Origin of the sequence: Pseudomonas sp. NBRC 111123 (assembly GCF_001320205.1) — a bacterium.
Taxonomy (GTDB): Bacteria; Pseudomonadota; Gammaproteobacteria; order Pseudomonadales; family Pseudomonadaceae; genus Aquipseudomonas; species Aquipseudomonas putida_J.
This window is the reverse complement of the sequence record NZ_BCAZ01000020.1, coordinates 20459-45897: the sequence shown is the minus strand read 5'-3', so window position 1 is coordinate 45897 and position 25439 is coordinate 20459. Positions and strand designations below refer to the sequence as shown.

Annotated in this window: 30 protein-coding genes and 1 pseudogene; 12 read left to right on the top strand and 19 right to left on the bottom strand. The window is 63.7% G+C overall.

Annotation, left to right across the window (positions count from 1 at the left end):
• Positions 1-116: 116 nt before the first annotated feature.
• Positions 117-1151, top strand: coding sequence for a L,D-transpeptidase (locus APH27_RS12565; RefSeq protein WP_060484974.1), 1035 nt, complete (start codon positions 117-119; stop codon positions 1149-1151).
• 95 nt (positions 1152-1246) lie between these two features.
• The gene (locus APH27_RS12560) at positions 1247-1963 is read left to right on the top strand and encodes a murein L,D-transpeptidase catalytic domain family protein (RefSeq protein WP_027918786.1); all 717 of its coding nucleotides are present in this window, start codon (positions 1247-1249) and stop codon (positions 1961-1963) included.
• A gap of 114 nt (positions 1964-2077) precedes the next feature.
• Here APH27_RS12560 and APH27_RS12555 read toward each other — a convergent pair whose 3' ends face one another.
• Positions 2078-2719, bottom strand: coding sequence for a DUF1109 domain-containing protein (locus tag APH27_RS12555; protein ID WP_060484973.1), 642 nt, complete (start codon positions 2717-2719; stop codon positions 2078-2080).
• Positions 2706-3287 (bottom strand): sigma-70 family RNA polymerase sigma factor, encoded by a 582-nt coding sequence (locus APH27_RS12550; RefSeq protein WP_060484972.1) that lies wholly within the window; start codon positions 3285-3287, stop codon positions 2706-2708. Before APH27_RS12550 ends, APH27_RS12555 begins: the two co-directional genes overlap by 14 nt.
• Positions 3288-3482: 195 nt before the next feature.
• Here APH27_RS12550 and APH27_RS12545 point away from each other — a divergent pair, with 195 nt between their 5' ends.
• Genes APH27_RS12545 through APH27_RS12530 form a run of 4 tightly spaced genes read left to right on the top strand, consistent with a single transcriptional unit; the run spans position 3483 to position 5850 of the window.
• Positions 3483-3770 carry a DUF2282 domain-containing protein gene (locus APH27_RS12545; protein ID WP_027918783.1) on the top strand — a complete coding sequence of 96 codons (288 nt, stop codon included), beginning with the start codon at positions 3483-3485 and terminating at the stop codon, positions 3768-3770.
• Between the two features lie 16 nt (positions 3771-3786).
• The gene (locus tag APH27_RS12540; protein WP_060484971.1) at positions 3787-4632 is read left to right on the top strand and encodes a DUF692 domain-containing protein; all 846 of its coding nucleotides are present in this window, start codon (positions 3787-3789) and stop codon (positions 4630-4632) included.
• Entirely contained in the window at positions 4617-5372 is a 756-nt protein-coding gene (locus APH27_RS12535) for a DNA-binding domain-containing protein (RefSeq protein ID WP_060484970.1), read from the top strand. Before APH27_RS12540 ends, APH27_RS12535 begins: the two co-directional genes overlap by 16 nt.
• Before the next feature lie 10 nt (positions 5373-5382).
• A complete protein-coding gene (locus tag APH27_RS12530) occupies positions 5383-5850 on the top strand; it encodes a DoxX family protein (protein ID WP_060484969.1) in 468 nt (155 codons plus the stop codon).
• A gap of 86 nt (positions 5851-5936) precedes the next feature.
• Here APH27_RS12530 and APH27_RS12525 read toward each other — a convergent pair whose 3' ends face one another.
• Positions 5937-7070 carry an aminotransferase class V-fold PLP-dependent enzyme gene (locus tag APH27_RS12525; protein ID WP_060484968.1) on the bottom strand — a complete coding sequence of 378 codons (1134 nt, stop codon included), beginning with the start codon at positions 7068-7070 and terminating at the stop codon, positions 5937-5939.
• Positions 7071-7291: 221 nt separating this feature from the next.
• Here APH27_RS12525 and APH27_RS12520 point away from each other — a divergent pair, with 221 nt between their 5' ends.
• Genes APH27_RS12520 through APH27_RS12505 form a run of 4 tightly spaced genes read left to right on the top strand, consistent with a single transcriptional unit; the run spans position 7292 to position 10818 of the window.
• Positions 7292-8278: a DUF1852 domain-containing protein gene (locus tag APH27_RS12520; RefSeq protein ID WP_060484967.1), complete on the top strand. Its 987-nt coding sequence runs from the start codon at positions 7292-7294 to the stop codon at positions 8276-8278.
• A gap of 27 nt (positions 8279-8305) precedes the next feature.
• The gene (locus APH27_RS12515) at positions 8306-9337 is read left to right on the top strand and encodes a methionine synthase (protein ID WP_060484966.1); all 1032 of its coding nucleotides are present in this window, start codon (positions 8306-8308) and stop codon (positions 9335-9337) included.
• Positions 9338-9361: 24 nt separating this feature from the next.
• Positions 9362-9871: a flavin reductase family protein gene (locus APH27_RS12510; protein WP_060484965.1), complete on the top strand. Its 510-nt coding sequence runs from the start codon at positions 9362-9364 to the stop codon at positions 9869-9871.
• 17 nt (positions 9872-9888) lie between these two features.
• On the top strand, positions 9889-10818 hold the full coding sequence (locus tag APH27_RS12505; RefSeq protein WP_060484964.1) for a LysR family transcriptional regulator: 930 nt from the start codon (positions 9889-9891) through the stop codon (positions 10816-10818).
• 22 nt (positions 10819-10840) lie between these two features.
• Here APH27_RS12505 and APH27_RS12500 read toward each other — a convergent pair whose 3' ends face one another.
• Positions 10841-11677 (bottom strand): outer membrane protein OmpK, encoded by an 837-nt coding sequence (locus tag APH27_RS12500; protein WP_060484963.1) that lies wholly within the window; start codon positions 11675-11677, stop codon positions 10841-10843.
• A gap of 81 nt (positions 11678-11758) precedes the next feature.
• A complete protein-coding gene (locus tag APH27_RS25865; protein WP_256250583.1) occupies positions 11759-11905 on the bottom strand; it encodes a hypothetical protein in 147 nt (48 codons plus the stop codon).
• Positions 11906-11944: 39 nt separating this feature from the next.
• Between APH27_RS25865 and APH27_RS12495 the strand changes: the two are divergent.
• A pseudogene (locus APH27_RS12495) lies at positions 11945-12458 on the top strand (SDR family oxidoreductase); the annotation flags it as partial.
• 11 nt (positions 12459-12469) lie between these two features.
• On the opposite strand, the gene APH27_RS12490 reads toward APH27_RS12495, so the two are convergent.
• The 3 genes from APH27_RS12490 to APH27_RS12480 all read right to left on the bottom strand — a co-directional run bounded on the left by APH27_RS12490 (position 12470) and on the right by APH27_RS12480 (position 14917).
• The gene (locus APH27_RS12490) at positions 12470-13693 is read right to left on the bottom strand and encodes an amidohydrolase family protein (RefSeq protein ID WP_060484962.1); all 1224 of its coding nucleotides are present in this window, start codon (positions 13691-13693) and stop codon (positions 12470-12472) included.
• A gap of 64 nt (positions 13694-13757) precedes the next feature.
• Positions 13758-14228 carry a cyanase gene (cynS, locus tag APH27_RS12485; RefSeq protein WP_027918772.1) on the bottom strand — a complete coding sequence of 157 codons (471 nt, stop codon included), beginning with the start codon at positions 14226-14228 and terminating at the stop codon, positions 13758-13760.
• A gap of 29 nt (positions 14229-14257) precedes the next feature.
• A complete protein-coding gene (locus APH27_RS12480; RefSeq protein WP_060484961.1) occupies positions 14258-14917 on the bottom strand; it encodes a carbonic anhydrase in 660 nt (219 codons plus the stop codon).
• 111 nt (positions 14918-15028) lie between these two features.
• On the opposite strand from APH27_RS12480, the gene cynR reads away from it, so the two are divergent.
• Positions 15029-15916, top strand: a complete 888-nt coding sequence (cynR, locus tag APH27_RS12475) for a transcriptional regulator CynR (RefSeq protein WP_060484960.1) — start codon at positions 15029-15031, stop codon at positions 15914-15916.
• A 43-nt stretch (positions 15917-15959) separates the two neighbouring features.
• On the opposite strand, the gene APH27_RS12470 is transcribed toward cynR, so the two are convergent.
• From APH27_RS12470 to APH27_RS12420, 11 genes are all read right to left on the bottom strand, one after another.
• Positions 15960-16457 (bottom strand): DUF2878 domain-containing protein, encoded by a 498-nt coding sequence (locus APH27_RS12470; protein ID WP_060484996.1) that lies wholly within the window; start codon positions 16455-16457, stop codon positions 15960-15962.
• 2 nt (positions 16458-16459) lie between these two features.
• On the bottom strand, positions 16460-17719 hold the full coding sequence (locus APH27_RS12465; protein WP_060484959.1) for a cyclopropane-fatty-acyl-phospholipid synthase family protein: 1260 nt from the start codon (positions 17717-17719) through the stop codon (positions 16460-16462).
• Positions 17694-18506 carry a DUF1365 domain-containing protein gene (locus tag APH27_RS12460; RefSeq protein WP_027918823.1) on the bottom strand — a complete coding sequence of 271 codons (813 nt, stop codon included), beginning with the start codon at positions 18504-18506 and terminating at the stop codon, positions 17694-17696. Before APH27_RS12460 ends, APH27_RS12465 begins: the two co-directional genes overlap by 26 nt.
• Positions 18503-19750, bottom strand: coding sequence for an NAD(P)/FAD-dependent oxidoreductase (locus tag APH27_RS12455; RefSeq protein ID WP_060484958.1), 1248 nt, complete (start codon positions 19748-19750; stop codon positions 18503-18505). Before APH27_RS12455 ends, APH27_RS12460 begins: the two co-directional genes overlap by 4 nt.
• Before the next feature lie 3 nt (positions 19751-19753).
• Positions 19754-20506, bottom strand: coding sequence for an SDR family oxidoreductase (locus APH27_RS12450; RefSeq protein WP_060484957.1), 753 nt, complete (start codon positions 20504-20506; stop codon positions 19754-19756).
• Positions 20503-20925 carry a nuclear transport factor 2 family protein gene (locus APH27_RS12445; RefSeq protein ID WP_060484956.1) on the bottom strand — a complete coding sequence of 141 codons (423 nt, stop codon included), beginning with the start codon at positions 20923-20925 and terminating at the stop codon, positions 20503-20505. Before APH27_RS12445 ends, APH27_RS12450 begins: the two co-directional genes overlap by 4 nt.
• A 114-nt stretch (positions 20926-21039) precedes the next feature.
• Positions 21040-21762, bottom strand: a complete 723-nt coding sequence (locus APH27_RS12440) for a proteasome-type protease (RefSeq protein WP_027918764.1) — start codon at positions 21760-21762, stop codon at positions 21040-21042.
• A 41-nt stretch (positions 21763-21803) separates the two neighbouring features.
• Positions 21804-22583, bottom strand: coding sequence for a transglutaminase family protein (locus APH27_RS12435; RefSeq protein ID WP_027918763.1), 780 nt, complete (start codon positions 22581-22583; stop codon positions 21804-21806).
• Positions 22580-23530: an alpha-E domain-containing protein gene (locus tag APH27_RS12430; RefSeq protein ID WP_027918762.1), complete on the bottom strand. Its 951-nt coding sequence runs from the start codon at positions 23528-23530 to the stop codon at positions 22580-22582. Before APH27_RS12430 ends, APH27_RS12435 begins: the two co-directional genes overlap by 4 nt.
• Positions 23531-23533: 3 nt before the next feature.
• Positions 23534-24943: a circularly permuted type 2 ATP-grasp protein gene (locus APH27_RS12425; RefSeq protein WP_027918761.1), complete on the bottom strand. Its 1410-nt coding sequence runs from the start codon at positions 24941-24943 to the stop codon at positions 23534-23536.
• 203 nt (positions 24944-25146) lie between these two features.
• Entirely contained in the window at positions 25147-25404 is a 258-nt protein-coding gene (locus APH27_RS12420) for a hypothetical protein (protein WP_027918760.1), read from the bottom strand.
• Between the last annotated feature and the right edge of the window lie 35 nt (positions 25405-25439).

Here is a 25439-nt window from a genome sequence, read left to right as displayed (position 1 = left end):
ATTATGTGCACGTTCACTGTGCACCGTTGGTACCTCGCGCACTCGACGTGTTGAACAAGTGGCTTGCAAGGGGTGTTCAGAATAAGCTTGTGGCAGGTTGCCATGGAGGTCAGTCGATGTCGCATCTACCGCTAGCGCTAGGCCTGTTGCTTGCCGCCACTTTGGTCGAGGCGGCGCCGCTGCAGGTGCCCACTCCGGCTGCACTCAGGAGCCAGCTAGACAGCCTAAAGCCTGGCCAGTTTCTGTGGTACCCGCAGGTCTCGCCGGTAGGGCCGGTGACGGTGGTGGTCAGCCTCACCGAGCAACGTGCCTACGTTTATCGCAACGGCATCGCCATTGGCGTCAGCACCGTGAGCAGCGGCAAGGCCGGCCGGGAAACCCCCACGGGGGTATTCAGCATTCTGCAGAAGAAGGTCGAGCACCAGTCCAGCCTCTACAACAGCGCACCGATGCCCTACATGGAGCGGCTGACCTGGGACGGTATCGCCCTGCATGCGGGGCACCTGCCGGGCTACCCAGCCTCCCATGGTTGCGTGCGCCTGCCGCTGGAATTTGCCAAGAAGCTGTATGAGGTCACGGGTTTCAGTTCGACCACGGTCATCGTTTCCGATACCCACAGTGCGCCGGTGGAGGTCTACCACCCCGGCGTGCTGGCGCCTACGGTCAACGCAGGCAAGGCCCAGGGCCCGCTGGTACTGAGTAACCAGCAGTTCTGGAACGACCCGGACCCGGCGTCAGGGCCGCTGTCGATCCTGATCAGCCGCGCTGACCGGCGCGCCTACGTGTACCGCGGTGGCCAGTTGATCGGCTCGGCACCCGCCCTTTCCATTGAAGAGAGCCAGCATCGCAGCGGCATGGCGGTTTACTCGCTGCTGCAAAAACCATCCGCCCTGGCACTCGATGACGGGCTACCCTTACGGTGGTCGGTGGTGGGCCTGAGCAACCCTGAATACGGGAGTACGCCCTATGAACAACTGGGGCAACTGAACATCAACGCGGAGTTCCGCCGTCATCTGCGCGCGGCGATGGATGTCGGCACGATGCTGGTGATCACCGATTGGGCGTCTACCCGGGAGACTCGCAGCGACGGGAAATTCACTGTGATCACCACCGACGACGATGAAGAACTTAAGCCGTTGGTCAAGAAATGATCGGCATTGCGCTAGAAATCAAGCAAAGTGGTGGCTTTTGGCCTTAAACCGGCGGATTTTTCGCTGACAGGTTCAGGTCTTTACCCGGGTAACCCATGTCGATTTTCAATCCCTTGCAGGGCGCCCTCCGGCTCTCGGTGGCCAGTGTTGGCCTGTTTTTACTCGGCGCCTGGCACAGTGCCCAGGCGCAACCCCTGCCCAGCGCCGCCGAGCTGCAGCAGCTCGCGCCGAACGCCAGCCTTTCGACCTTGACCCTGGCACTGAGCGCCTACGCCTGCGCCAGCCACAGCGAGGCGGACAAGTTGCTGACGGTGATCGATTACTCCAAGGCCTCGCGTGACAAGCGGCTCTGGGTGTTCGACTTGCGCGCGCGCAAACTGCTGTTCGAGGAATGGGTCGCCCATGGCAAGAACAGCGGCGCCGATGTGCCGACCTTGTTCTCCAATGCCCCGAACAGTTACCAATCCTCCATCGGCCTGTATGAGACCGGCCAGACCTACAGCGGCAAGCACGGCCGCTCGCTGCGCCTGCAGGGGCTTGAGCCGGGGTTCAACGACAACAGCATGTCGCGTGCGATTGTCATGCACGCCGCCGCCTATGCCGACCCCAAGGTCGTGCCCGGCCTGGGGCGCCTGGGGCGCAGCCAGGGCTGCCCTGCCGTGCGGCCGGCCATTGCTGGCAAGCTGATCGACACGCTGCAGCGCGGCAGCTATGTGTTTGCCTACTACCCGCAGCAGGACTGGCTGAAGACGTCGCGCTTCCTCAACGCCCAGAGCTGCCCGCTGGCGGGGCACTCGATCGCCAGCAAATAGCGAGCGAGGCAGCGCGAGGCTGGACATCAACTCGCAATCGGAGCTGTTCGCCCAGTTTATCGGCTGGTTGCGGCGCCCCCTCAGGCATACCCAGTGGTTTCGTGCGGGCAGGGCTTACCAGCGCAGCAGGCGCGGGCCCAGCCACGCGCCGAGCGCAGTTGGCAGCAGCATGCCGAGGACGTACCAAAGGCCCCAGAACGGCACTCCCATCTCCGGGCAGTGCAGGCAGTAGGCCAAGGTGGCCGTCGACCCGGCCAGCAGGCCGCCTGCGGCACCGGCCTGGCGCAAACGGGTGGGTGCCAGGCCGCGCAGGGCCCAGAACACGCTGACCAGCCCCGGCAGCGACAGCAAGGCAATGTTCAGCGCGCAGGTGCGCCAGGTGCGGCCGAACAGCAGGTCGGCGCGCGCATCGAGGGGGGCGCCGGCAAGGCTCAGCGCCGCGCCCAGCCACAGCAGCAGCAAGGGCAGGCCAAGCAGCCCCCAGGCCACGCCACCGCGTACGCCCGGCCTGGCCAGCCGGCTGGTCAGCCACAGCCCCAGCGCCGCCAGGCTGCCAGGCAAGGCAACCTTGGCCCAGAACAGCGGGGTGCGCGCCACTTCGGCAAGGTCGCTGCGCACACCGTAAAGGGCCGCAGTCATCAGCACTGCCGCCAGCAGGCCAAGCAGCACGGCCAGCCCCAGGCGCCTGCTCGGCACATTGCGCTGCACCGGGCCTTCACCTGCGGCCAGCAGGCTGATCAGGTCATCGGTTTTCATGCTTGCCTCCAATCAGCCTGGCCAGCGCCTTCAGGCCGCGATGTATGCCCACCTTGACCGCAGAGCTGGAAAGCCCGGTCAGTTGGGCGGTTTCTTCCACCGACAGCCCCTGCAGCTTGACGTGAACGATCGGCAGCCGCTGGCGCGCTGGCAGCTGTTCAAGCAGCCTGGCCAGGTCCCGGCTGGCTTCAGCCGGCTCGGCATCGCTGCTGGCGAACAGCTCGGCGTCGTCATCCAGGGGCGTGCTGTGCGCCTCCAGGCGGGCCCTGCTGCGCAGGTAGTCGACCAGCTTGTAGCGGGCAATGGCCTGCACCCACGCCGTCAACGGCTGTTGCGCCTGGTAAGTATGCCGCGCGTTGTGCACCGCCAGCAGCACTTCTTGCAACAGATCTTCGATCTCGGCAGGGCGCCGGGCCAGGCGCCGGCGCAGAAACGCCCGGATATGCAGTGCCAGGGCCGCAAGGAATGCCCGGTAAGCCTGCGCATCACCCGCCAGGCCTGCCAGCAGCAAGGCTTGCAGCTGGGCTTCGCGCGCATCGAGCAGTGCCTGTGAGTTAGTTCGCTGCATGGGCCGCCTGGGTTACACCGTGGGTGCATTTTCTGTGAGCCCACCGTTGGCGGCCCCCTGGATTGAAACCTTAGGTGGCCGCAGCCGGTTGAGCGAAAAATTTTTCCAGGGCTGTAACCCGATCCGGGCATGCCACGAACTACTCCATGAGCCGCCGGTAAACGTGCCACGGCCACACACCCTGGAGACTTCAGCATGAAAACCTTAGCCCTCGCCACCGCCGCCCTGGCCCTCGCTTCGCTGGCAAGTGCCGCCCTGGCGGCCACCCCCACCCAGCCGGCCGGCAGCGGCGCCGCCATGGAAAAATGCTATGGCGTCGCCATGGCCGGCAAGAACGACTGCAAGGCAGGCGCCGGCACCACCTGCGCAGGTTCTGCCAAGAAAGACTACGACGGCATGCACTGGAAAAACGTCCCGGCAGGCACCTGCACGTCGATCAAGACTCCAGCGGGCATGGGCTCGCTGACTCCGGTCAAGGCCTGAGCAGAGGAGGCCGACCATGAACGGCAATGTAGCGTTGGGCGCCGGGATCGGGCTCAAGGCCGAGCACTACGCCCAGGCCCTCGCGTGCAGCGCCGAGGGGCTCTGGTTCGAGGTTCACCCAGAGAACTACATGGTCGGCGGCCCACGCCTTGCCTGGTTGAGGCGCATCGCCGAGCGCCATCCGCTGTCGCTGCACGGTGTGGCGCTGTCGCTGGCGGCTGATGCCGACCCTGATCCGCTGCACCTGCAACGGTTACGCACGCTGATCGACCAGGTCCGGCCGGTGCTGGTGTCCGAGCACCTGGCCTGGTCGACCTGGCGCGGCGACTATCATCCCGACCTGCTGCCGTTCCCGCGCAGCAGCGAGGCCCTGGCCCGCATCGGCAGCAACATCCAGCGCAGCCAGGACGCGCTCGGGCGGCGTATCTCGATCGAGAACCCCAGCCATTACCTGCAGTTGGAAGGGCACGACTGGGATGAGATCGATTTCCTTGCGGAGCTGACCCGGCGCACTGGTTGCGGCTTGCTGCTGGACGTTAACAACGTGTACGTCAGTGCACATAACCTGGGCTTCAGTGCCACCGACTACCTGGACCGTTTTCCGGCGCAGGCCATCAGCGAAATCCACCTGGCGGGCTACAGCCAGGACGCGCAAGCCGGCTTGTTGATCGATTCCCATGATGCGCGTGTCGCCGAGCCCGTCTGGGCGCTTTACCGGCGCCTGATCGCACGGGTCGGCCCGCGCCCGACGCTGCTGGAGCGTGATGGCAATGTTCCGCCGTTCACCGAGCTGCTTGGCGAACGCGCCATGGCCCAGTCGACCCTGAGCGGTCCGGGAGTGCAGCCATGCAGCTTACCTTGAGCCAGTACCAGGACGCCTTCGTCGCAGCGTTGCAGGGGCGCCCGGCGCCCGGGCTGGCGGCGCTCACCGAACAGGCGGCGTTCGCGGTGTACCGCAACACGGTGATGGCCGGTTGCGTGGAGGCGCTGTGCGCCAACTTTCCCAGCATCCTGACCCTGGTCGGGCGCCAATGGATGGAAGCGGCTGCAGCGGACTATGCGGGGCAAGCGCCGCCCAGCGATACCCGGCTGATTCACTACGGCGCAGCCTTTGCAGACTACCTTGAGCAGTGGCAGGCGCAACACGGCTTGCCCTACCTGGCCGAAGTCGCCCGGCTGGATGCCTGCTGGAGCGAGGCATTCAGTGCCCTCGATGAACCTTGCCTCGACCTTGCCGAGCTGGCGGGCATGACTGCCAGCGACCTTGCGCGCAGTGTCATGCGCCCCCGTGGCAGCGTCCGCTGGCACTGGTGCGAGCAGCATCCGGCCTACAGCCTCTGGCGCTGCGGCCGCGAGCAACTGGACTGGGCGGACGATCACCCTTGGGCCGGCGAGGGCGTGCTGTTCGTCGGCGGCCCCGAGGGCGTTTGCCATCAACCACTGGAGAAGGGCGGTTGTGCGTTCCTGCAAGCCTGCGCAGCCCGACAGCCCCTTGAACTGGCCTCACAGTTTGCCCAACTCACCCAACCGGACCTGGACTTCACCGACCTGCTCGGCCGGTTGCTCGGCGCACAGGTCTTCTGCCCGCTCAGCTTTGCTTGAGGACACCACCATGGACCGCGTTCACTCCACGCCATTGGCCAGCAACCTGCGGCACACCTGGAACCGGCTTGCCGACACCGTACAACAGCACATTGGTGATACCGTCTTGTGCCTGGTTGCCCGGTTCGGTATTGCCGCGGTGTTCTTCCTTTCCGGGCGCACCAAGGTCGAAGGCTGGCTGACCATCACACCGGGGACCTACGAGCTGTTTCGCACCGAGTACGCGCTGCCGCTGCTGTCCCCCTGGCTGGCGGCGCATCTGGCCACCTACGCCGAACACCTGTTCTCGCTGCTGCTGGTGCTTGGCCTGATGACACGGCTGTCGGCGTTGGCGCTGCTGGGCATGACCACGGTAATCGAAGTGTTCGTCTACCCCGATGCATGGCCCACGCACCTGACCTGGGCGGGACTACTGCTGCTGTTGATCGCGCGGGGGGCGGGCAGGCTGTCCCTGGACTACCTGCTGAAGGTGCGCTGACCGATGAGTGCCTGCCCCGCGGTGTTACAGCCCGCCGCCGAACGCGTACTGCCGTTCGGCAGAGGCTGCCGCCGGGGGAGGAGGGCTCAGTCCGCCATCACTTCGTCCAGAGCCTGCTCAAGGGTGCTGAGCGTGCGCTCGATATTGTGCAGTTTTTCAAGCCCGAACAGCCCAATGCGGAAGGTCTGGAAGTCGGCCGGCTCGTCACATTGCAACGGCACGCCAGCCGCTATCTGAAGGCCGTGCCGGGCAAATTTCTTACCGTTCTTGATGTCGGCGTCATCGGTGTAGCTGACCACTACGCCCGGGGCCTCAAAGCCGGCTGCGGCCACGCTCTTGATGCCTTTGCCGGTCAACATGGCCCGCACCCGATCGCCCAGCGCTTGTTGCTCGCTGCGGACCTTGTCGAAACCGTAAGCTTGCATCTCGTTCATCACGTCGTTGAACCGCGCGAGTGAATCGCTGGGCATGGTCGCGTGGTAGGCATGCCCGCCCTGTTCGTAGGCCTGCATGATCTGCAGCCACTTTTTCAGGTCGCAGGCAAAGCTGCTGCTCTGCGTCTGCTCGATGCGCTCAAGGGCCAACGCACTGAGCATCACCAAGGCGCAGCACGGGGAAGCGCTCCAGCCTTTCTGCGGTGCGCTGATCAGCAGGTCGACTGCACACTTGTGCATGTCGACCCAGAGCGTGCCTGAGGCGATGCAGTCCAGCACGAACAGCCCCCCGACTGCATGCACGGCGTCGCCAACGGCCCGCAGGTAATCGTCGGGCAGGATAATCCCGGAGGAGGTTTCAACGTGGGGGGCGAAGACAATCTGCGGCTTGTGCGCCTGAATGGCCGCCAGCACTTCTTCCAGAGGGGGTGGGGCGTAGGCAGCCTGGCGACCGGTATCGACCGGCCGGGCTTTCAGCACCGTGGTGGCCGCCGGAATGTTGCCCATCTCAAGGATCTGGCTCCAGCGATAACTGAACCAGCCGTTGCGTATCACCAGGCATGGCTGGCCGGTGGCAAACTGGCGCGCTACCGATTCCATGCCGAATGTTCCGCTGCCCGGGACTACCGCGACGGCCTGGGCGTTGTAGACCTGCTTCAGGGTCCTGGAGATGTTCTTCATCACGCCTTGAAATGCCTGCGACATATGATTGAGCGAGCGGTCGGTGTAGACCACCGAGTACTCGATCAGCCCCTCTGGATCAATACTGGGATAAAGCTTTGACATGGGGTAATTCCTTCGACAGAGAAGGTTCAGCATAGACCACCGCCTGGCCGCTAAAGGTCTCTTGAACTAAATGGAATTTCCCCTGCAACTGAAGGTGCCGAGGCCGTCATGAGCGTGGCTAAAGGTGCTGTGAAATCAATTCAGTTCCATGCGATCAGACCCACAACCTAGAATGCCCATCAGTTGGAGATTATTTAAGTATTCGAGTGAGACGGTCAGCCATGACGAGCACAGACTTCAAGTTTTCCATCAACAGCATCTGTTTCGACGAACACTATCGTCCTGCTGAAACCACGCGTATCACCACCAACTTCGCCAACCTGGCAAGAGGCGCACGCCGTCAGGAAAACCTGCGCAATACGTTGAAGATGATTGACAACCGTTTCAACGCCTTGGCGCATTGGGACAATCCCGAAGGAAATCGATACAGCGTCGAACTTGAGATTATTTCCGTCGAGATGAGCATCGCCGCGCAACGCCGTGATCATGCATTGCCGTTGATTGAAATACTGAAAACCAACGTCGTCGATCGTACCACTGGCGAGCGCGTTGCCAGCATGGTCGGGAACAATTTTTCGTCTTACGTGCGCGACTATGATTTCAGCGTATTACTGCTGGGCCACAATAAAGACCAGGCGGCCTTCAGCACGCCTGAGCACTTTGGTGAACTGCATGGCAAGCTGTTCAAATGCTTCGTCAACTCAGCGGCGTATAAAGAGCAATTTGCCAAACCACCGGTCATCTGCCTGAGCGTTTCAAGCAGCAAGACGTATCACCGGACTGAAAATCAGCACCCTGTAATGGGCTTTGAATACCTGCAAGATGAGTATTCACTGACGGATGAATACTTCGAGAAAATGGGCTTGAACGTGCGTTACTTCATGCCGCCGAACAGCGTCGCGCCCTTGGCTTTCTATTTTTCCGGTGATCTGCTCGGCGACTACAGCAACCTTGAGTTGATCAGCACCATCAGCACCATGGAAACCTTCCAGAAGATCTATCGGCCGGAAATCTACAATGCCAATTCCGCCGCAGGCAAAGCCTACCAGCCCAGCCTGCAACACCAGGATTACTCATTGACTCGCATTGTCTACGACCGCGAGGAACGTAGCCGGCTGGCCATCGAACAAGGGCGCTTTGTCGAAGAACACTTCATCAAGCCTTACCACGCGGTGCTCGAGCAGTGGTCCGCTGATTACACGCGTTGATTGACAAGGCATACAAGGTTATTTGCGATGAAAAAACTGCTACCTACTTCCACCGCTGGCAGCTTGCCTAAACCCTCTTGGCTCGCGCAGCCGGAAACACTCTGGTCACCCTGGAAGTTGCAAGATGAGGCACTGATCGAAGGCAAACAGGATGCGCTGCGCCTGGCCTTGCAAGAGCAGCAGCACGCCGGCATCGATATCGTCAGTGATGGCGAGCAGACGCGCCAACACTTTGTCACCACGTTCATCGAACACCTGAGCGGTGTTGACTTCGAGCGACGTGAGACGGTCAGGATCCGTGATCGTTATGACGCCAGCGTACCGACGGTGGTGGGTACTGTTGAGCGTCAAAAGCCAGTATTTGTCGAGGATGCCAGGTTCTTGCGCCAGCAAACCCGGCAGCCGATCAAGTGGGCGCTGCCAGGCCCCATGACCATGATCGATACGCTGTACGACAGCCATTACAAAAGCCGCGAAAAACTGGCCTGGGAATTTGCCAGGATTCTCAACCAGGAGGCCCGGGAGCTGGAGGCTGCCGGCGTTGACATCATCCAGTTCGACGAGCCCGCGTTCAATGTGTTCTTCGACGAGGTGAATGACTGGGGTGTGGCCGCCCTGGAAAGGGCGGTCGAAGGCCTGAAATGCGAAACGGCCGTGCATATCTGCTATGGCTACGGCATCAAGGCCAACACCGACTGGAAGAAAACCTTGGGTTCGCAGTGGCGGCAATATGAAGAAGCCTTCCCCAAGCTGCAAACGTCCAGCATCGACATCATCTCGCTGGAGTGCCACAACTCCCATGTGCCCATGGAGCTGATCGAACTCATCCGTGGCAAGAACGTGATGGTCGGTGCCATTGACGTGGCGAACCACGCGATTGAAACACCTGAGGAAGTCGCCAATACCTTGCGCAAGGCGCTTCAATTCGTCGATGCCGACAAGCTCTATCCGTGCACCAACTGTGGCATGGCGCCGCTGCCGCGCCGGGTGGCCAGCGGCAAGCTGAGTGCCTTGAGTGCGGGGGCAGAGATCGTCCGCAAAGAACTCGCGAGCCATTGAAGAACCCGACCGCCAGGAATCAACATGTCACTTCCCAGTACGGCCATCGAGCCATTGCACTTTCGCGAAGCGCTCGGGCACTACGCATCCGGCATTACTGTGATCACGTCGTGGGTCGAGGGCCAGCCAGTCGGCTTCACCTGCCAGTCGTTCTACAGCGTGTCGATGAACCCACCGCTGGTTTCGTTCAGTGTGATGGCAAGCTCGGCCAGTTACCCCGGCATGCGCCAGGCGGGTCGATTCGCGGTCAACATCCTGTCGGGTGAACAGGTCGGCATCTCCAAGCAGTTCGCCCGCAAAGGGACTGACAAGTGGCGTGGCGTTCAATGGCAGCCGTCGCCGTTTGGCAATCCGCTTATTGCGGGCAGCCTGCACTGGCTGGATTGCGAGATTCACGCCGAACACGTTGCCGGGGATCACCTGATCGTAGTGGGTGAGGTGAAGGCGCTGAGCGTGCAAGAAACTGCGGTGACGCAACCCTTGCTGTATTTCAAAGGACAATATTGCAACCTTGCCGCGCATGGCGCGGCGTGAGGGCTTGCCGGCTTCCCATGATCGATTTGAGACATCTGCGCACCCTGCATGCCTTGCGCGAAACGGACAGCATGCCCGAAGCCGCCGAGCGCCTGCACCTGACCCAGTCGGCGCTGTCGCACCAGTTCCGGGAGCTGGAAAATCGCGTCGGCATGCCGGTGTTCGTGCGCAAGTCCAAACCGGTACGCTTCACCACCGCAGGCCTGAAGCTGCTGCAACTGGCCGACCAGGTGCTGCCGCTGATCCGCACCACGGAGCGCAACCTGAGCAAGCTGGCCAATGGCACGGCCGATCGGCTGCACATCGCGATCGAGTGCCACAGCTGCTACCAATGGTTGATGCCTTCGCTGGACGCGTTTCGCAGCACCTGGCCGGAGGTTGAACTGGACCTGGCATCGGGCCTGGCGTTCGCGCCGTTGCCGGCGCTGCAGCGGGGGGATCTTGACCTGGTGGTGACGTCCGACCCGCTGGCCTTGCCCGGGATCACCTACGTGCCGCTGTTCGGCTATGAGGCCATGCTGGCCATCGACAAGCATCATGCCCTGCGCGAAAAGGCGTATGTGGAACCTGCCGACATCGCCAGCCAGACGCTGATTACCTACCCGATCGAACGCAACCGCCTGGACATCTTCACCGGCTTCCTCGACCCGGCTGACATCGAACCGGCCCAGGTACGCACGGCAGAAATGACCGTGATGATGATGCAGTTGGTGGCCAGCGGCCGTGGCGTGTGCTGCCTGCCGAACTGGGCGGTGCACGAGTACACCACCCGCGGCTATGTGATCGCCAGGCGCCTGGGCGAGAAAGGCTTGCAGGCGACGCTGTTCGCGGCGGTGCGCAGCGACATGCTCGCTGTGCCGTACATGAGTGACTTCCTGCTCACTGCAAAAGACATTTCCTTTACGACGCTGGAAGGCGTCAATGCGGTGTCAGGCCCCACTGCCTGACATTCGCTGCCGTTGGGCAACCTCAGAAGTGATATTTGACCAGGGCGCTTGCGGTGTTCTGATCGGTGGTGAAGCCTTTGGAGTCTCTGATGCCGTATTTGTCCGACCAGTAGTCATATTCCAGGCCCACGTACAGGTGCTTGGCCTCGTAGCCCATGGCCTTGCCAAGGTCGTACTTGAGCTGCGGGTTGAAGTGCAGGTTGGCGTGGTAGTCCGACTGATTGCGGTGGCTGGCGCTGGCGTCCTTGTTGTTGACGACCCAGTCCATGAAACCGTCGAACAGGATGTCCGAGTTGCCGACGGGGATCGTGATGGCCCAGGCCGGCGTCACCTGCCACGCGCCGGAGGGCACGCGATTGCCGTCGGGCTTGCGGTAGTAGACGTTCAGCTGGAAGTAATCGAAGCCGGGGATGGCCAGGTCGACGGCTGGGCCGAGCAGGTAAGCCTCGACATCACCCTCGCCGAACTCGTAGGTACTGGCGATCAGCACATCCTTGATCGGGCCGAACGACAGGTCGCTGCCGGTGATCTTGCCCAGCGACAGGCGCGGGCTGAACTCGCCGTAATAGCTGCTCTTGCCGTTGTTGGCGCTGTCCTTGCCGTTGTAGTTGATCTGGTCGACGAAGAACCAGATGTCGCCCCACGTCCAGTTGCTGGCACTCTCGAAGGTGAAGGTTTGCTGGATGGGCGGGTCGACCTTGTAGTTCTTGCCCCAGAGATACGTCAGGCTTTCGTTGTGCCAGAGCAGCGGCCCGTCGTTGACGACTGGCCCTGGCGCCAGGTCCTTTCCGCCTGCGAGGGCCTGCCCGGCCGCCAGCAGGCCACTCGCGATCAGCAGGCAAGCCAGGGTACGTTCCATGTTCATGTTCCTCACATTGCGATTTCAGGCACTTATTCAGTAGTTTGCCTGGCGGTGGCTGTCAAATTTCCGCAGGCCCTCTCAGCTCGCCGCCGAATCGAGCGCGTCACGCAGTTGGGCAACGCCTACGAGCGCCAGCGCCTGGGCGGAATAACACAAGCCGATGCGTCGCCGCAGGTCCAGCTGTGGCAATGCTTCTACGTGCACACCGCGGTGTTCGGCTGCCAGTGATTCGGGGACGATGGCCGTGCCCAGCCCGGCTGCGACCGCTTCGGCCCGGTGGATGCGATCATCAACAACGCCGGGGTGATGCTGCTGGGCAGCATCGCTACCCAGGATCCTGGGGAATGGGACCGCATGCTCGACATCAATGCGCGTGGCCTGCTCAACGGCATCCATGCCGTGGTTGCCGGCATGGTCGAGCGCAAGCAAGGCACCCTCATCAACGTCAGCTCTGTTGCCGGGCGCAAAAACGTTCCCCAACCATGTCGCTTACGTCGGTACCAAGTTCGCCGTCAGCGGGCTGTCCGAGAACCTGCGCGAAGAACTGTCGCCGAGCAATGTGCGGGTGATCACCATCGAGCCGGGCGCGGTGGAGACCGAACTGCTCAGCCACACCAGCGATGAGGCCATCAAGGCGGGCTACGACAGCTGGAAGCAAGGCATGGGCGGCGTGCTGACCGCCGACAACATCGCTGAAGTGATCGACTTCGCCTATGGCCAGCCGCAATCGGTAGGCATCAGGGAGATCGTGGTCTGTGCCACGCGCCAGCAGCAATAACGGCGCACGCTTCAGAAAACCACCGAGCGCCGATGCTCCGCAGTCGCCACCACCTTGCCACGCTTGAGCACCATCAGCCGTGCCGGCAGATCAAGTATCACATCGCTGACCGCCTGCGTGTCCACCAGCACCAGGTCAGCGTCCTTGCCCACTTCCAGGCCATAGTTGCGCAACCCCAAGGCCCGGGCCGGGCGGGTCGTGAGCATCGGCAGCACCGTGGCCTGGTCATCGGCGCCGCCCAGGTGGCAGGCCGGGATGGCGAGTTGCGCGATGTGCAGCAAGTCGCCCGTGCCATACGGGGTGAACGCATTGCGAATGTTGTTGGTGGCCAGGCAGACGTTCACGCCGCCATCGCGCAACGCCCGCACCGGGGTCAGTGTGCGCCTTACGTTATGGCTGTCGCCACGGGCACCCAGGTGCAGGTCGGTGGCTGGCAGGCACATCACACTGATGTCGGCTTCGCGCAGCAGTTCGATGATGCGCGCTTGCCGGTCGGGCTCGACCGCGGCCAGGCTGGTCAGGTGGCCGACGCAGACGCGGCCGTGATAGCCCTCGGCGATGGTGCGCCGGGCCACATACTCGATGGTCATCTGCTCGGCGTCATCGGCGAAGTCCTGGTGGAAGTCGATGTCCTTGCCGTAGCGTTTGGCCAGGTCGAAGACGAAATCGATGTGATCGAAAGGTGAATCGTCGTTGTAGGGAATACCGCCGACGACATCGGCGCCTTTCTCCATGGCCTCGACCATCATGGCCTGCATGCCCGGCAGTTTCAGGATGCCCTCCTGGGGGAACGCGACCACCTGGATGTCGATGACGTCGCGGAACCTTTCGCGCAGCTCGAGCACCACGTCGAGCCCCGTAAAGCCCTGTGCCGGGTCGAACTCGGCATGGGCGCGGACATGGCTGCTGCCCGCCTGCACGAGGGCGCGCAGGACCTGGGTCGAGCGCTCGAGGATGTCTTCGCGGGTCAGTGTCGGCTTGAGCGCGGCGGTCACCGCGATCGCTTCCTTCAGGGTGCCGGAGCGATTGGCCTTGCGCTGCATGACGTTGGCCTTTTCCAGGTGCAGGTGGCCTTCGACGAACCCCGGAATCAGCACGTTGCCGTTGCCCTCGACTTCCTGCGCAGCACGGGCGGCAATCGCCGGGGCGATCTGGGCGATCTTGCCGTTGTGCACGGCCACGTCCAGCAAGGGTTGCGCATCATCGATGCGCACGTTTCGAAAGATGATATCCATGGGCGTTGCTCCTCACGTCAGCTCGGGCCCACCGCACTCGAGCGGTGAGCCGTTTACAGCAGGATCAGAACGGCTTGGTCGGCAGGTACTTGCCATCCAGGGTGATGACGGCACGGGAGCCGCCTTCCGGATCGTCGACCTTCTTCACGTCCAGCTTGAAGTTGATGGCGCTGATGATGCCGTCGCCGAACTTCTCGTGGACCAGCGCTTTCAGGGTGGTGCCGTACACCTGCAGCATCTCGTAGAAGCGGTAGATGGTCGGGTCGGTCGGCACGCCGTTTTCCATGCAACCGCGTACCGGGATGGTCTGCAGCAGGGCGATGCCGTCAACGTCGAGGCCGAGCTTTTCGCCTACCACCTTGGCGGCATCGGCGGGCAGTGGGTGCTGGCCGAGCAGGGCGGCGGTGACGAAGGCTTCGGACAGGCCGGTGCCCTCGGTGATCTGGGCATAAGACAGGTCCTTGCGGGCCTTGGCCATGAGGATGACTTCGGTCAGGGCCTGGCGAGCACTTTGGGTAGCGTGCGAGTGGATCATGGGGGTATCTCCTTGGGTGGAAATTGCGGTCAGGCAACGTGCCTGGCTTGATGGGAAACGGCACATACGTCGGGGTTGGCGGCGAGTGACACAAAGCTGCCGCTGCGGCCATCGAAGGCATCGATGCGGCCGCTTTCGATGTCGTAGATCCAGCCGTGCAGGGTCACGCGGCCTTCTTCAAGGGCCAGGCGCACTGACGGGTGGGTCTGGATATTGGCCAGTTGGGCGATAACGTTCTCGCGCACCATGGCCGCGACCTTGGTCGGCTGGTCGGGGTGCTGGCGGGCTTCGTTGACCACCCGCGCGGAGTCGGCGTAGCGCAGCCAGCCGGCTACGGCGGGCATGTGCTCCAGGCACTTGCAGGTGGCGATGGCGGTCATGGCGCCGCAGTCCGAGTGGCCGCAGATCACGATGTCGGCCACCTGCAGCGCCGCGACGGCGTATTCGACCGAGGCCGATACGCCACCTGGCTCAGGGCCGTAGGAGGGCACGATGTTGCCGGCGTTGCGGATGACGAACAGGTCGCCGGGCTCGCGCTGGGTCACCAGTTCCGGTACCAGGCGGCTGTCGGAGCAGGAGATGAACAGTGCCCTTGGGCTTTGTTGGGTGGCCAGGTCCTTGAACAGCTTGACCCGCTCGGGGAAGGCGTCGCGCTGGAACCTCAGGAAACCGTCGATGATGTCTTTCATGGCTGCTGCCTCAATGTCGCGGTGTGTTGGAGCAGAGATTACGGAGCGCGTGGCATAAGGTAAAAGTCTCATTTATGATTGGCTCCATCAGATTATCTTATGTGAGTTGCCATGCTTGCCCGACACATCCAGTACTTCCTCGCCGTGGCGCAACACCGCAGCTTCACCCGCGCCGCAACGGCCCTGCATGTGTCGCAGCCGGCACTGTCGCAGCAGGTCCGGCAGTTGGAGGAAAGCCTTGGCGCGCAGCTGTTCGATCGCTCGGGGCGTAGCACACGGCTGACCGATGCCGGGGAGGTCTACCTGCGTTATGCACGACGGGCCGCGCAGGAACTGGAGCAAGCCAAGCGTGCGATTCATGACGTCAGCGACCTCAGCCGCGGCCTGCTGCGGGTGGCCGTGACGCCAACGTTCACCTCCTACCTGGTCGGCCCCTTGGTCGAGGCGTTCCATGCTCGTTATGCGAACATCACCCTGAACGTGCGTGAAATGTCCCAGGAGCGCATGGAAGCAATGCTGCTTGCAGACGAGCTGGACCTGGGGATCGCATTCGAGGACGTTCAGGCCCAGGACATCGAGGCCAGCCCGTTACTGGTCGAGACCTTGGCGTTGGTGGTCAACCGCCGGCACCCCTTGGCCAAGGCAACAGGTATCGGGCTGCAAGCGCTGAGCACTGAATCATTGATCGTGCTCAGCGGGGAGTTCGCCACCCGCGAACAGATCGACCGTTTCTTCCAGCAACATGGCATTCACCCACGGGTGCGGATGGAGGCCAACACCATCAGTGCAGTGATCGAGATCGTGCGCCGTACGTCCCTGTCGACCTTGCTGCCTGCAACCATTGCCCTTGCCAATGAAGACCTGGTTGCCATTGCACTCGAACCGGTCCGTTTGCAGCGCACGGCGGTATTGATGCAGCGCAGGGGCGGTTATCAGCGTGCAACCGCCCGCGCATTCATCGAACTGGCTGCAGAGGTGGCAGCGGCGCTGGAAAAGTGAAAGGCGTGCGCGCAACAGGCCGAGGGTCAGCTGCGGCGTGGGCTCAAACGGTCTGCTTTGCCCTTGCTGCGAAGCGCAAGGCCAACGGCAGCGCCAGTGCCCAGACCGGCGCCAGGACCAGCGCGGTTTCCAGGCGCCCCAGTGGCAGGTCGACACCGGCCAGCCGGGCGCCGGCCAGGTAAGCCAACGGGCCCCCGAACATGCCCAGCAACACCGCGCGCCACGCTGGCCGGGCAAACCCTGCCAGGCTGTGGCGCATGCCACTGGCCAACACAAGCCACAGCAGTGCCAGCCAGGGCGGCAGCGGCCACTGGCCGAAGCTGAATACGCCGAGCATTCCCAAGGTGCTGTCCAGCAGGCAGCCAACCAACGCAATTGCCAGCAGCACGCGCCACTCACCGCCGGGGCTCAGGCGCAGGTGCAGCAGCAGGCCGGCCAGCACGATCAGCAACAGCCAGGGCCTGTGTGCCCCCAATACACAAAGCCACCAGCCGGCCTGCAGCCACAGCGCATTGCCGAGCAGCCAGCCACGGCGGCCCATGTTCAGGCGCCCGGTAGCGGCGCCCGTCGCGCCTTGGGCCCGGCCCACAGCATCTGTGCCACGCCGATGGTCCGTTCCTCGAAGCCGCCCTGGCAATAGCACAGGTAGAACTCCCACAGACGCTGGAAGGCCTCGTCGTAACCAAGCCTGATCAGCTCTGTGCACGAGTGGCGCAGGTTGTCGCGCCAATGGCGCAGGGTGCGTGCATAGTCCTGGCCGAAGTCCTCGAGGTGCACCAGGTTCAGCGCCGTCTGGCGGCTGGCGGTGTCGAGCAGCACGCTCAGCGAGGGCAGCGCGCCGCCGGGGAAGATGTAGCGCTGAATGAAGTCCACCGAGCGCCGGGCCTGGGCATAGCGTTGGTCGCGGATGGTGATGGCTTGCAGCAGCATCAGGCCATCGTCCTTGAGCAGCGAAGCGCACTGGCGGAAGTAGGTGGGCAGGTAACGGTGACCGACGGCCTCGATCATCTCGATGGACACCAGCTTGTCGAAGCGCCCACGCAGGTCGCGGTAGTCCTCGTGCAGTACGGTGACATGCCCTTCCAGGCCCAGCGCCTTGACCCGCTGCAAGGTGTGGGCGTGCTGCGCGGCGGAGAGGGTGGTGGTGGTGACCCGGCAGCCATGCTGCACGGCGGCATGGATGGCCAGGCTGCCCCAGCCGCTGCCGATTTCCAGCAGGTGATCGTCGGGCTTGAGTTCGAGCTTCTCGCAGATAAGCCGGAGCTTGTTTATCTGAGCCTGCTCCAGGCTTTGTTCGGCACTGTCGAAGCGCGCAGCGGAATACATCATGGTCGGATCAAGCAACCGTTCGAACAGGGCATTGCCCAAGTCGTAGTGGGCCAGGATGTTGCGCCGCGCACCGCGTCGGCTGTTCTGGTTGAAGCGGTGCAGCAGGCGCAGGGCCGGGCGCGCCAGGCGGGCCAGGCCGCCCTCCATGGCGTCCAGCACGTCGAGGTTGGCGACGAACAGCCGGGTCACCGCGGCCAGGTCCGGGCTGCGCCAGTAGCCATGGATATAGCCTTCGCCGGCGCCGATCGAGCCATTGCCGGCCACCAGGCCCCAGGCGGCATCGTCAACGATCTCCACCTCGGCGTACAGTGGGCTGGCGAGGTCGCCGAAGGTCCATTGCCGGTCCCGGCTGATCAGGCGCAGCTGGCCGTGGCTCAACTGGCTCAGCTGCGCCAGCACCGCATGCCTGGCCAGGCCGCCGAGCAGCGGAGCAATGCTGGCTGATTTGCTAACGCTCAAGGTCGGTTCGGACATGGTCTGGCTCCTCGTGGATGGCTTGGCCTGGCGCCAGGTCGTGCTGGCTGGCGATATGGTCGTATACGGGTGTGCGTTTGAGCAGCAGGCGCAGGGCTTGCCAGTAGATGCCGGTGACGGTGCGCAGGCTCATCCACGGGAAGGCCAGGATGTGGCGTTGCACGTTGGCGCGGTCGAGCGGCTGGCGTTGCAGGGCGAGGTCGGCGTCGAACACCTTCTGCCCGGCGCGCCAGTTTTCCATGTGCACGTGTACACGTTGCGCATCGAGGGCGAAGCGCAGCCGGTAGTCCATGTCCATCGGCATGAACGGCGAGACGTGGAAGGCCTTGGCCACGGCAAATGGCTGGGCCAGGTTGCCTTGCACCGGCAGCACATAGTGAAAGCGCTCGCGCCAGGGGGTGTTGCGCACCTCCAGCAGCACGGCCGCCACCTGCCCTTGGCAGTCGTGGCAGAAGTAGACGCTTACCGGGTTGAACGACAGCCCCCAGCAGCGTGGTTGCGTCAGCAGGTGAATGGCACCTTGGGGCACCTGCCCGGTGGCCTGGCCAACCAGCAGGCGTGCGGCCTCGACCAGGGGCATGCCCTGGCGGGTCAATGCGGGCAGGTAGTCGCTTTCGCGCCAGCACAACGGTGCCAGGCGCGAGCGCCCAAGCCAGCGGGACAGGCCCAGCAGGCGCGGCAGCTCGTCGAGGTCCAGGTAGAACATGCCGACGCGGTAACGGAACGCGTGGTGCCCGGGCGTCAAGCGCCGGTGGCTGAGCCAGCCGTGGCACAGGCTGCTGTTCACAGCTGTTCTCCAAAGTGGCTGGCGACGGTCAGCGCGCTGAGCACGCCATCTTCGTGAAAACCGTTGGCCCAGTAGGCGCCGCAGTAGTAGCTGTGCAGCGGGCCCTGCAGTTCGGCCTGACGGGCCTGGGCGGCCACGGCGGCGAGGCTGTACTGCGGATGCGCGTACTCGAAGCGGGCGAGTATTTGCGTGGGGTCCACCAGCGCGGTCTGATTGAGGCTGACGCAAAAGGTGACCGGCGCCTGGATGCCTTGCAGGATGTTCATGTTGTAGGTAACGGCAGCGGGTGCCTGTTCGCTGCCGCCCAGGCGGTAGTTCCAGCTGGCCCAGGCCCTGCGCCGCTGGGGCAGCAGGCGGGTATCGGTGTGCAGCACCACGTCGTTGCTGGCGTAGTGGATGGCGCCGAGGATGGCCTGTTCGTGCTCGCTGGGGGCGTCCAGCAGCGCCAGGGCCTGGTCGCTGTGGCAGGCGAACACCACCTTGTCGAAGCGTTCGCTGCCGCCTGCCCAGGCCACGTCCACGCCTTCGTCGTCGCGGCTGACCCGTTGCACCGGACAACTCAAGCGGATGCGTTCGGCAAAGGGCCGGCACAGCGGCGCCAGGTAGCTGCGTGAACCACCCTCGATCACCCGCCATTGCGGGCGCTGGTTGACCGACAGCAGGCCGTGGTTGCGGCAGAAACGCACGAAGAACTGCAGCGGGAACTGCAGCATGTCGGCCCGTGACATCGACCAGATGGCCGAACCCATGGGCACGATGTAGTGGTCGATGAAGCGTTGGCCGTAGCGGTTGTCGCGCAGGTAATGGCCCAGGGTGGTCGCGCCATCGATACGCTGTTGGTCGAGGTCGGCCGGCGCCTGGCGGTTGAAACGCAGCACATCGCCCAGCATGCCCCAGAAGCCTGGCGACAGCAGGTTGCGGCGCTGGGCAAACAGGCTGCGCAGGTTGTGCCCGTTGTACTCGAAACCCGTACGCGGGTCGTGCACCGAAAAGCTCATCTCGGTGATCCGCGAGGCGACGCCCAGGTGTTCCAGCAGGCGAATGAAGTGCGGGTAGGTCCAGTTGTTGAAGACGATAAAACCGGTGTCCACCGCATAGTGCTGGCCGTGCCAGTGCACATCGACGGTATGGGTATGCCCACCGACCCGGTCCGCCGCTTCGAACAGCGTGACGGTATGCCGGCGGGACAGCAGGTGGGCGCAGGTGAGGCCGGCGATGCCGCTGCCGATGATGGCGATATGCATGGCTCAGCCCTGGGGTTGACGCGCCAGGCGCTGGCCCAGCTTCAGGCGCCAGCGTGCCGGCAGTGCGCCGAGCAGGCGCAGCAACAGGATGAAGGTGGCGGGGAAGGTGATCTCCAGTGGGCGGTGTGGCAGGCGCGCAGCAATGTACCCGGCGGCGCGCTCGGCGCTCCATAGCTGCGGCATGGGGAAGTCGTTGCGGCGCGTCAGCGGGGTATCGACGAAGCCGGGGCTGACCAGGGTGACATCGATGCCTTCGCTGGCAAGGTCCAGGCGCAGCGACTCGACCAGATAGCGCAGCGCTGCCTTGGACGCGCCGTAGGCACCGGCCCGTGGCAGCGCCAGCCAGCTGACCGAGCTGCCCATGACCACCAGGTGCGGGCGTTTGCCGCGGCGCAGCAAGGGCAGGGCGGCCGCCAGGCAATGGCTGGTGCCGATCAGGTTGGTGCGGACCACCCGCTCGACCAGGGCCGGGTCGAACTGCCCCGGCTCCAGGTACTCGCAGGTGCCGGCATTCAGGATCACCAGGTCCAGCGAACCCCAGGCCTGTTCGATCTGCGCGGCGATGCGTGCCACCTGCTCAGGTTGGTCGACATCGCCGACCGCCAGCAGGACCTGGCCGGCAAAGCGTGCGGCCAGCTCCGCCAGGCTGTCTGCCTGGCGCGCCCCAAGCGCTACCTGGTGGCCTTGCTCCAGCAGGCGCAGCGCCAGTACCGCACCGATGCCGCTGCTGGCACCGGTCAGCCAGCAGCGGCTCATGCCAGCCTGCTCTTGAGCCAGCGAACCGCCCGGCCCATGACGGGCACATGCTCATACAGCAACGCGCCGGCGTCGAAGTAGTCCTGATGAAAGTGAACCCGCCCGCGCCAGCGCAGATGGCTGCAGCCTTGCAAGCTGATCGGCTGCCCGCCGGCCAGGCGTGGGTGGCGGTAGTGCAGGGTCCAGCGGATGTAGCCGTGGCCCGGCTGTGGTTCGTCAAGGCCCTCGAAGGTGTAGCGAACCTCGGCCACGTTGGCATAAAGCTGCGCGAAATAGCCACGCAAGGCTGTGAGCCCGCTGATCTGATGGAGCGGGTCGCGAAAAGTGACATCCTCGCTGTACAACTCGCCAAGCTGGTCAAGATTGTGTGCACCCAGCGTGGCAAAGCGTTCGGTGAAGTGCTGCAGGTAGTTGGACATGCACAATACCTGTACAAAATTAGGCTGATGTACAAGGTATAGTGCAGGTATCCGGATAACGCTATACAGAAGAGAATTTCTGTACAGTTTTATCACTCGGCATTCATCTGGCCTTCAACCGTACGGAGGCGCTGGCAGTTCGGCCAGGAGCCTTTTCAGGCCGTCGCTCCATTGCCTGCGAATCTGCTGGTAGTAAGCATCGTCGGCGCTGATGCGTTGGCGCGCGTGCACCTCCAGGCTGTTCTTGCGGTACACCAGCAGGTCCAGCGGCATGCCTACTGACAGGTTGCTGCGAATGGTCGAGTCGAAGGAAATCAGGCCGCAGCGCAGCGCTTCGTCCAAGGGCGTGTGGTAGCGCAGGTTGCGGTCGAGAATCGGCCGGCCGTACTTGCTTTCGCCCAGTTGCAAGAAGGGGGTATCTGCCGTGGCCTGGAAGAAGTTGCCCTGTGCGTAGACGTTGAAGATGGCCATGGGCCCGCCAGCAATCTGACCGCCGACGATGAACGAACAGCTCAGGTCGATGCCGGCAGTCAGCTTGCTGCGGTCGCGGCTGACCACCTCGCGCAGGGTGTCGGCGACCAGCACCGTGGCGTCGTACAGCGTGGCAACATTCAGCAGGTGCGGGCCAGGGCCGTGGGTACGTTGCTGGAGCAGGTTCACCACCGACTGCGAGGTCGCCAGGTTGCCGGCAGTCTGCAGGACGATCAGGCGCTCGCCCGGCAGGCTGAACACGAACAACTTGGCAAAGGTCGATATCTGGTCGATACCGGCATTGGTGCGTGAGTCGCTGATGAAGACCAGCCCGTCCGCCAGGTGCATGGCGACACAGTAAGTCATGCGGGTTCCCTTGTTATCGCTGTCAACGGATGCAGCGCCGGTCACTGGCGGTGCACATGGACGCTGGCCTGCATCGACTCGGCGCCGCCACCCCGGCGCACGCCCCTGACCGGGCAGGCATCGAGGTAGTCCAGGCCCACGGCTAGCTTAAGGTGACGCTCTGGCCGTGTGAGGCGGTTGGTGATGTCAAAGCTGTACCAGGCGTCGTCGACCCAGGCCTCGGCCCAGGCGTGGCTGGCCAGGTGCTGCTCGTCCTCGGTGCACAGGTAACCGGAGACGTAGCGCGCCGGTATGCCCAGGCTGCGAGCGCAGGCCAGGAAGGCGTGGGTGTGGTCCTGGCAGACCCCGGCAGCACCGTTGAACGCTTCGATGGCGGTGGTGCCCACTGAGGTGCTGCCCGGGCGGTACGGCATGTGCTCGGCCAGGCCTTGCATCAGCCCGATCAGCGCAGCGCGGTCGCGGTGGGCGCCGCAGTGGCGGCTGGCAAAGGCCTTGAGTGTGTCGTCGGCCTGGGTCAGGTGGCTGCCGCGCAGGAACGGCAGCGGTGATTGTTCACCGGCCTCCTGCTCGTGTGCCGGGTCGATTTCTACCTGGCCGCTGGCGGTCAGTGCCAGGTGGCCATGGGGCTTGTCCAGGGTCAGTACATGCAGGATGTTGCCATACGGGTCGATCTGGCCCTTCACCTTGCTGGGCAGGTCCAGGTGCCATTCGTGGATGCGCTGGCGTTGGCTGCTGCGTGGTGTCAGGCGCAGGAACTGGATGCTGTTGCAGACGTCGCTGGCGTAGCTGTAGGTGGTGTCGTGGCGAATGGACAGTTTCATACGACCTCCAGGTAGGAGTGATGGACCGCCTGGCCCAGTTGGTTGATGCGCCCGAGGAAGTCGGTCAGCCATGGGTGCAGGCCTGCTTCGAGGATTTCGTCGACTGCGGTGTAGCGCAGGCGTGCATTGAGTTCGGCGGCCATGCGCTGGGCAGCGCGGCCGGTGCTGCCCGGCAGGCTGGCCAGGATCTGGTCCAGTTCCTCGATGCAGGCATGCAGCGAGCGCGGCACGTCCACCCGCAGCAACAGCAGCTCGGACACCGGCCGGGCACTGGGTGCGGCGCGATAGAGTTCGTTGAAGGCTTCGTACGAGGTCAGCGCGCGCAGCAAGGCGCTCCACTGGTAATAGCCGCGGGCAGAGTCGTCGCTGACTTCTTCGGAGGCTTCGCCAAACATCTCATAACGTGCATCGAGCAGGCGCAGGGTGTTGTCCGCCCGCTCCAGAAAGGTCCCCAGGCGGATGAAACTGTAGGCATCGTTACGCATGATGGTGCCCGATGTCGCCCCGCGGAACAGGTGAGAGCGTTCCTTGACCCAGTCGCAGAACTGGCTGATGCCATACCGGCCCAGGCCGTTGCTGGCGATGTTGCGCATCTCGATCCAGGTGGCGTTGATGTTCTCCCACATGTCGGCGGTGATGCGGCCACGTACCGCATGGGCATTGGTCCTGGCCGCCTGCAGGCAGCAATAGAGGCTGCTCGGGTTGGTCGCGTCGAGGGCGAAGAAGTGCAGCATGCGCTCGGTGTCGAGCGTGGTGTGCCGGCGGCGGTAGTCATCCAGCGTTCCGGAAGCCAGCAGCGACATGGCCAGCTCGGCATGGCCGTCGCTGCGCCCGGCCTGGGGCATCAGCGACAGCGAATAACTGACCTCGAGCATGCGCGCGAGGTTTTCTGCACGTTCCAGATAGCGCGACATCCAGTACAGGTCGGAAGCGGTTCTCGAAAGCATGGTTCAGTCCTCCACCACCCAGGTGTCCTTGGTTCCGCCGCCCTGCGACGAGTTGACCACCAGCGAGCCTTCCTGCAGCGCCACACGGGTCAGGCCACCGGGCACCAGGCGGGTTTCACTGCCTGACAGCACGAACGGGCGCAGGTCGATGTGGCGCGGGGCGATGCCGCTGTCGACGAAGGTCGGGCAGGTGGACAGGCACAGCGTGGGTTGCGCGATGTAGGCATGCGGGCGGGCCTTGATGCGGGCGCGGAAATCCTCGATCTGCGCGCTGGTCGAGGCCGGCCCGACCAACATGCCGTAGCCACCGGAACCCTGGGTTTCCTTGACCACCAGCTCGGGCAGGTGGGCCAGCACATGGGACAGCTCCGCAGGCCGGCGGCATTGCCAGGTGGGAACGTTGTTGAGGATCGGCTCTTCGCTCAGGTAGAAGCGGATCATGTCGTCGACATAGGGGTAGATCGACTTGTCGTCGGCCACCCCAGTGCCCACTGCGTTGGCCAGCACCACGTTGCCGGCACGGTACACCGAGATCAGCCCCGGTATGCCCAGCATCGAGTCCGGGTTGAACGACAGCGGGTCGAGGTAGTCATCGTCCAGCCGGCGGTAGATCACGTCCACCTGTTGCGGGCCGGCGGTGGTGCGCATGTAGACATGCTCGTCACGGATGAACAGGTCCGCGCCCTCGACCAGTTCGATGCCCATTTCCCGCGCCAGGAAGGCATGTTCGAAATAAGCGCTGTTGAAGCGCCCCGGGGTGAGCAGTACCGCGGTCGGGTTGTCCAGCGGGCTGGCGCTCTTGAGCGTGTCCAGCAGCAGGTTGGGGTAGTGGTCGATGGGGGCGATACGCTGGGCGGCGAACAGCTCGGGGAACAGCCGCATCATCATCTTGCGGTCCTCGAGCATGTAGCTGACCCCGCTGGGGGTGCGCAGGTTGTCTTCCAGCACGAAATAGCTGCCATCGCCATCGCGCACCAGGTCGACGCCGGCGATATGGGCATACAGCCCACGGTGCAGGTCCAGGCCCTGCATGGCGATCTGGTAGCCCTCGTTGGCCAGCACCTGCTCTGGCGGGATGATGCCGGCCTTGAGGATGCGCTGGTCGTGGTAGATGTCCTGCAGGAACAGATTCAGCGCCTGCACCCGCTGGATACAGCCGCGTTCGACCATGCGCCATTCGCTGGCGCGAATGCTGCGCGGGATGATGTCGAAGGGAATCAGGCGCTCTGTGTCCTGCTTGTCGCCGTACAACGTAAAGGTGATGCCGGCCCGGTGAAACAGCAGGTCGGCTTCGCGCCGACGTTGCTCCAGCAGCTCCTGCGGGGTATTGGCCAACCAGCGGGCGAACTCCTGATAATGCGGGCGGCAATTGCCGTTCGCTTCGTACATCTCATTGAAAAAAGCCCGGGACATAGCCACTCCTTGCCACCGTTGCTGGCAGTGCGTTGTGCATGCAAAAGGCCATTGCAATGAAGGTGCCGAAAGTTCGGCGCAGCGCTGGAAGGCGTGGGGGTGTGCGGTAAATCACTGAAATTGCGTGGTTTTATCGAGGCGTTGAAGAGCGACGCAGCGCGCTGTGGTCGCTGCCCATGGGCGCAGATGCCGCCCGGCGTGCATCAAAAAGGCGCGTTATGCATCCTGCTGCCGATTTTGACCCGAGTGGGTGCTTGCCTTTGCAGCACCAACCGCCTGTGCAGGTTCAACGCCGTGGCTGCCAGGCACAATTCAGCGCCGCCAGGGCCAGCACCGAGGCCGCGGCCGCCTAGGCCCAGATCGCGGGTATCACTGGGCAGGCACAGGCCGAGTACCTGGGCGGCGTTGCGCGACTCTCGATCGGCGCGCAGGATGGGCGCCGCACCGGCAGCGGTGGACATGGCAATTTCGTGAGGGCGTGGGCTTGCAGGATAAC

Excerpts from the sequence above, each read along its gene's own strand:
- cynS (WP_027918772.1), bottom strand. The coding sequence starts at position 14,228 with ATGATCCACTCGCACGCTACCCAAAGTGCTCGCCAGGCCCTGACCGAA.
- APH27_RS12560 (WP_027918786.1), top strand. The coding sequence starts at position 1,247 with ATGTCGATTTTCAATCCCTTGCAGGGCGCCCTCCGGCTCTCGGTGGCC.
- APH27_RS12425 (WP_027918761.1), bottom strand. The coding sequence starts at position 24,943 with ATGTCCCGGGCTTTTTTCAATGAGATGTACGAAGCGAACGGCAATTGC.
- APH27_RS12540 (WP_060484971.1), top strand. The coding sequence starts at position 3,787 with ATGAACGGCAATGTAGCGTTGGGCGCCGGGATCGGGCTCAAGGCCGAG.
- APH27_RS12435 (WP_027918763.1), bottom strand. The coding sequence starts at position 22,583 with ATGAAACTGTCCATTCGCCACGACACCACCTACAGCTACGCCAGCGAC.
- APH27_RS12550 (WP_060484972.1), bottom strand. The coding sequence starts at position 3,287 with ATGCAGCGAACTAACTCACAGGCACTGCTCGATGCGCGCGAAGCCCAG.
- APH27_RS12515 (WP_060484966.1), top strand. The coding sequence starts at position 8,306 with ATGAAAAAACTGCTACCTACTTCCACCGCTGGCAGCTTGCCTAAACCC.
- APH27_RS12440 (WP_027918764.1), bottom strand. The coding sequence starts at position 21,762 with ATGACTTACTGTGTCGCCATGCACCTGGCGGACGGGCTGGTCTTCATC.
- APH27_RS12555 (WP_060484973.1), bottom strand. The coding sequence starts at position 2,719 with ATGAAAACCGATGACCTGATCAGCCTGCTGGCCGCAGGTGAAGGCCCG.
- APH27_RS12450 (WP_060484957.1), bottom strand. The coding sequence starts at position 20,506 with ATGAGCCGCTGCTGGCTGACCGGTGCCAGCAGCGGCATCGGTGCGGTA.
- APH27_RS12445 (WP_060484956.1), bottom strand. The coding sequence starts at position 20,925 with ATGTCCAACTACCTGCAGCACTTCACCGAACGCTTTGCCACGCTGGGT.
- APH27_RS12535 (WP_060484970.1), top strand. The coding sequence starts at position 4,617 with ATGCAGCTTACCTTGAGCCAGTACCAGGACGCCTTCGTCGCAGCGTTG.
- APH27_RS12490 (WP_060484962.1), bottom strand. The coding sequence starts at position 13,693 with ATGGATATCATCTTTCGAAACGTGCGCATCGATGATGCGCAACCCTTG.
- APH27_RS12455 (WP_060484958.1), bottom strand. The coding sequence starts at position 19,750 with ATGCATATCGCCATCATCGGCAGCGGCATCGCCGGCCTCACCTGCGCC.
- APH27_RS12500 (WP_060484963.1), bottom strand. The coding sequence starts at position 11,677 with ATGGAACGTACCCTGGCTTGCCTGCTGATCGCGAGTGGCCTGCTGGCG.
- APH27_RS12520 (WP_060484967.1), top strand. The coding sequence starts at position 7,292 with ATGACGAGCACAGACTTCAAGTTTTCCATCAACAGCATCTGTTTCGAC.
- APH27_RS12545 (WP_027918783.1), top strand. The coding sequence starts at position 3,483 with ATGAAAACCTTAGCCCTCGCCACCGCCGCCCTGGCCCTCGCTTCGCTG.
- APH27_RS12525 (WP_060484968.1), bottom strand. The coding sequence starts at position 7,070 with ATGTCAAAGCTTTATCCCAGTATTGATCCAGAGGGGCTGATCGAGTAC.
- APH27_RS12510 (WP_060484965.1), top strand. The coding sequence starts at position 9,362 with ATGTCACTTCCCAGTACGGCCATCGAGCCATTGCACTTTCGCGAAGCG.
- APH27_RS12565 (WP_060484974.1), top strand. The coding sequence starts at position 117 with ATGTCGCATCTACCGCTAGCGCTAGGCCTGTTGCTTGCCGCCACTTTG.
- APH27_RS12465 (WP_060484959.1), bottom strand. The coding sequence starts at position 17,719 with ATGTCCGAACCGACCTTGAGCGTTAGCAAATCAGCCAGCATTGCTCCG.
- APH27_RS12530 (WP_060484969.1), top strand. The coding sequence starts at position 5,383 with ATGGACCGCGTTCACTCCACGCCATTGGCCAGCAACCTGCGGCACACC.
- APH27_RS12480 (WP_060484961.1), bottom strand. The coding sequence starts at position 14,917 with ATGAAAGACATCATCGACGGTTTCCTGAGGTTCCAGCGCGACGCCTTC.
- APH27_RS12430 (WP_027918762.1), bottom strand. The coding sequence starts at position 23,530 with ATGCTTTCGAGAACCGCTTCCGACCTGTACTGGATGTCGCGCTATCTG.
- APH27_RS12470 (WP_060484996.1), bottom strand. The coding sequence starts at position 16,457 with ATGGGCCGCCGTGGCTGGCTGCTCGGCAATGCGCTGTGGCTGCAGGCC.
- APH27_RS12420 (WP_027918760.1), bottom strand. The coding sequence starts at position 25,404 with ATGTCCACCGCTGCCGGTGCGGCGCCCATCCTGCGCGCCGATCGAGAG.
- APH27_RS12505 (WP_060484964.1), top strand. The coding sequence starts at position 9,889 with ATGATCGATTTGAGACATCTGCGCACCCTGCATGCCTTGCGCGAAACG.
- cynR (WP_060484960.1), top strand. The coding sequence starts at position 15,029 with ATGCTTGCCCGACACATCCAGTACTTCCTCGCCGTGGCGCAACACCGC.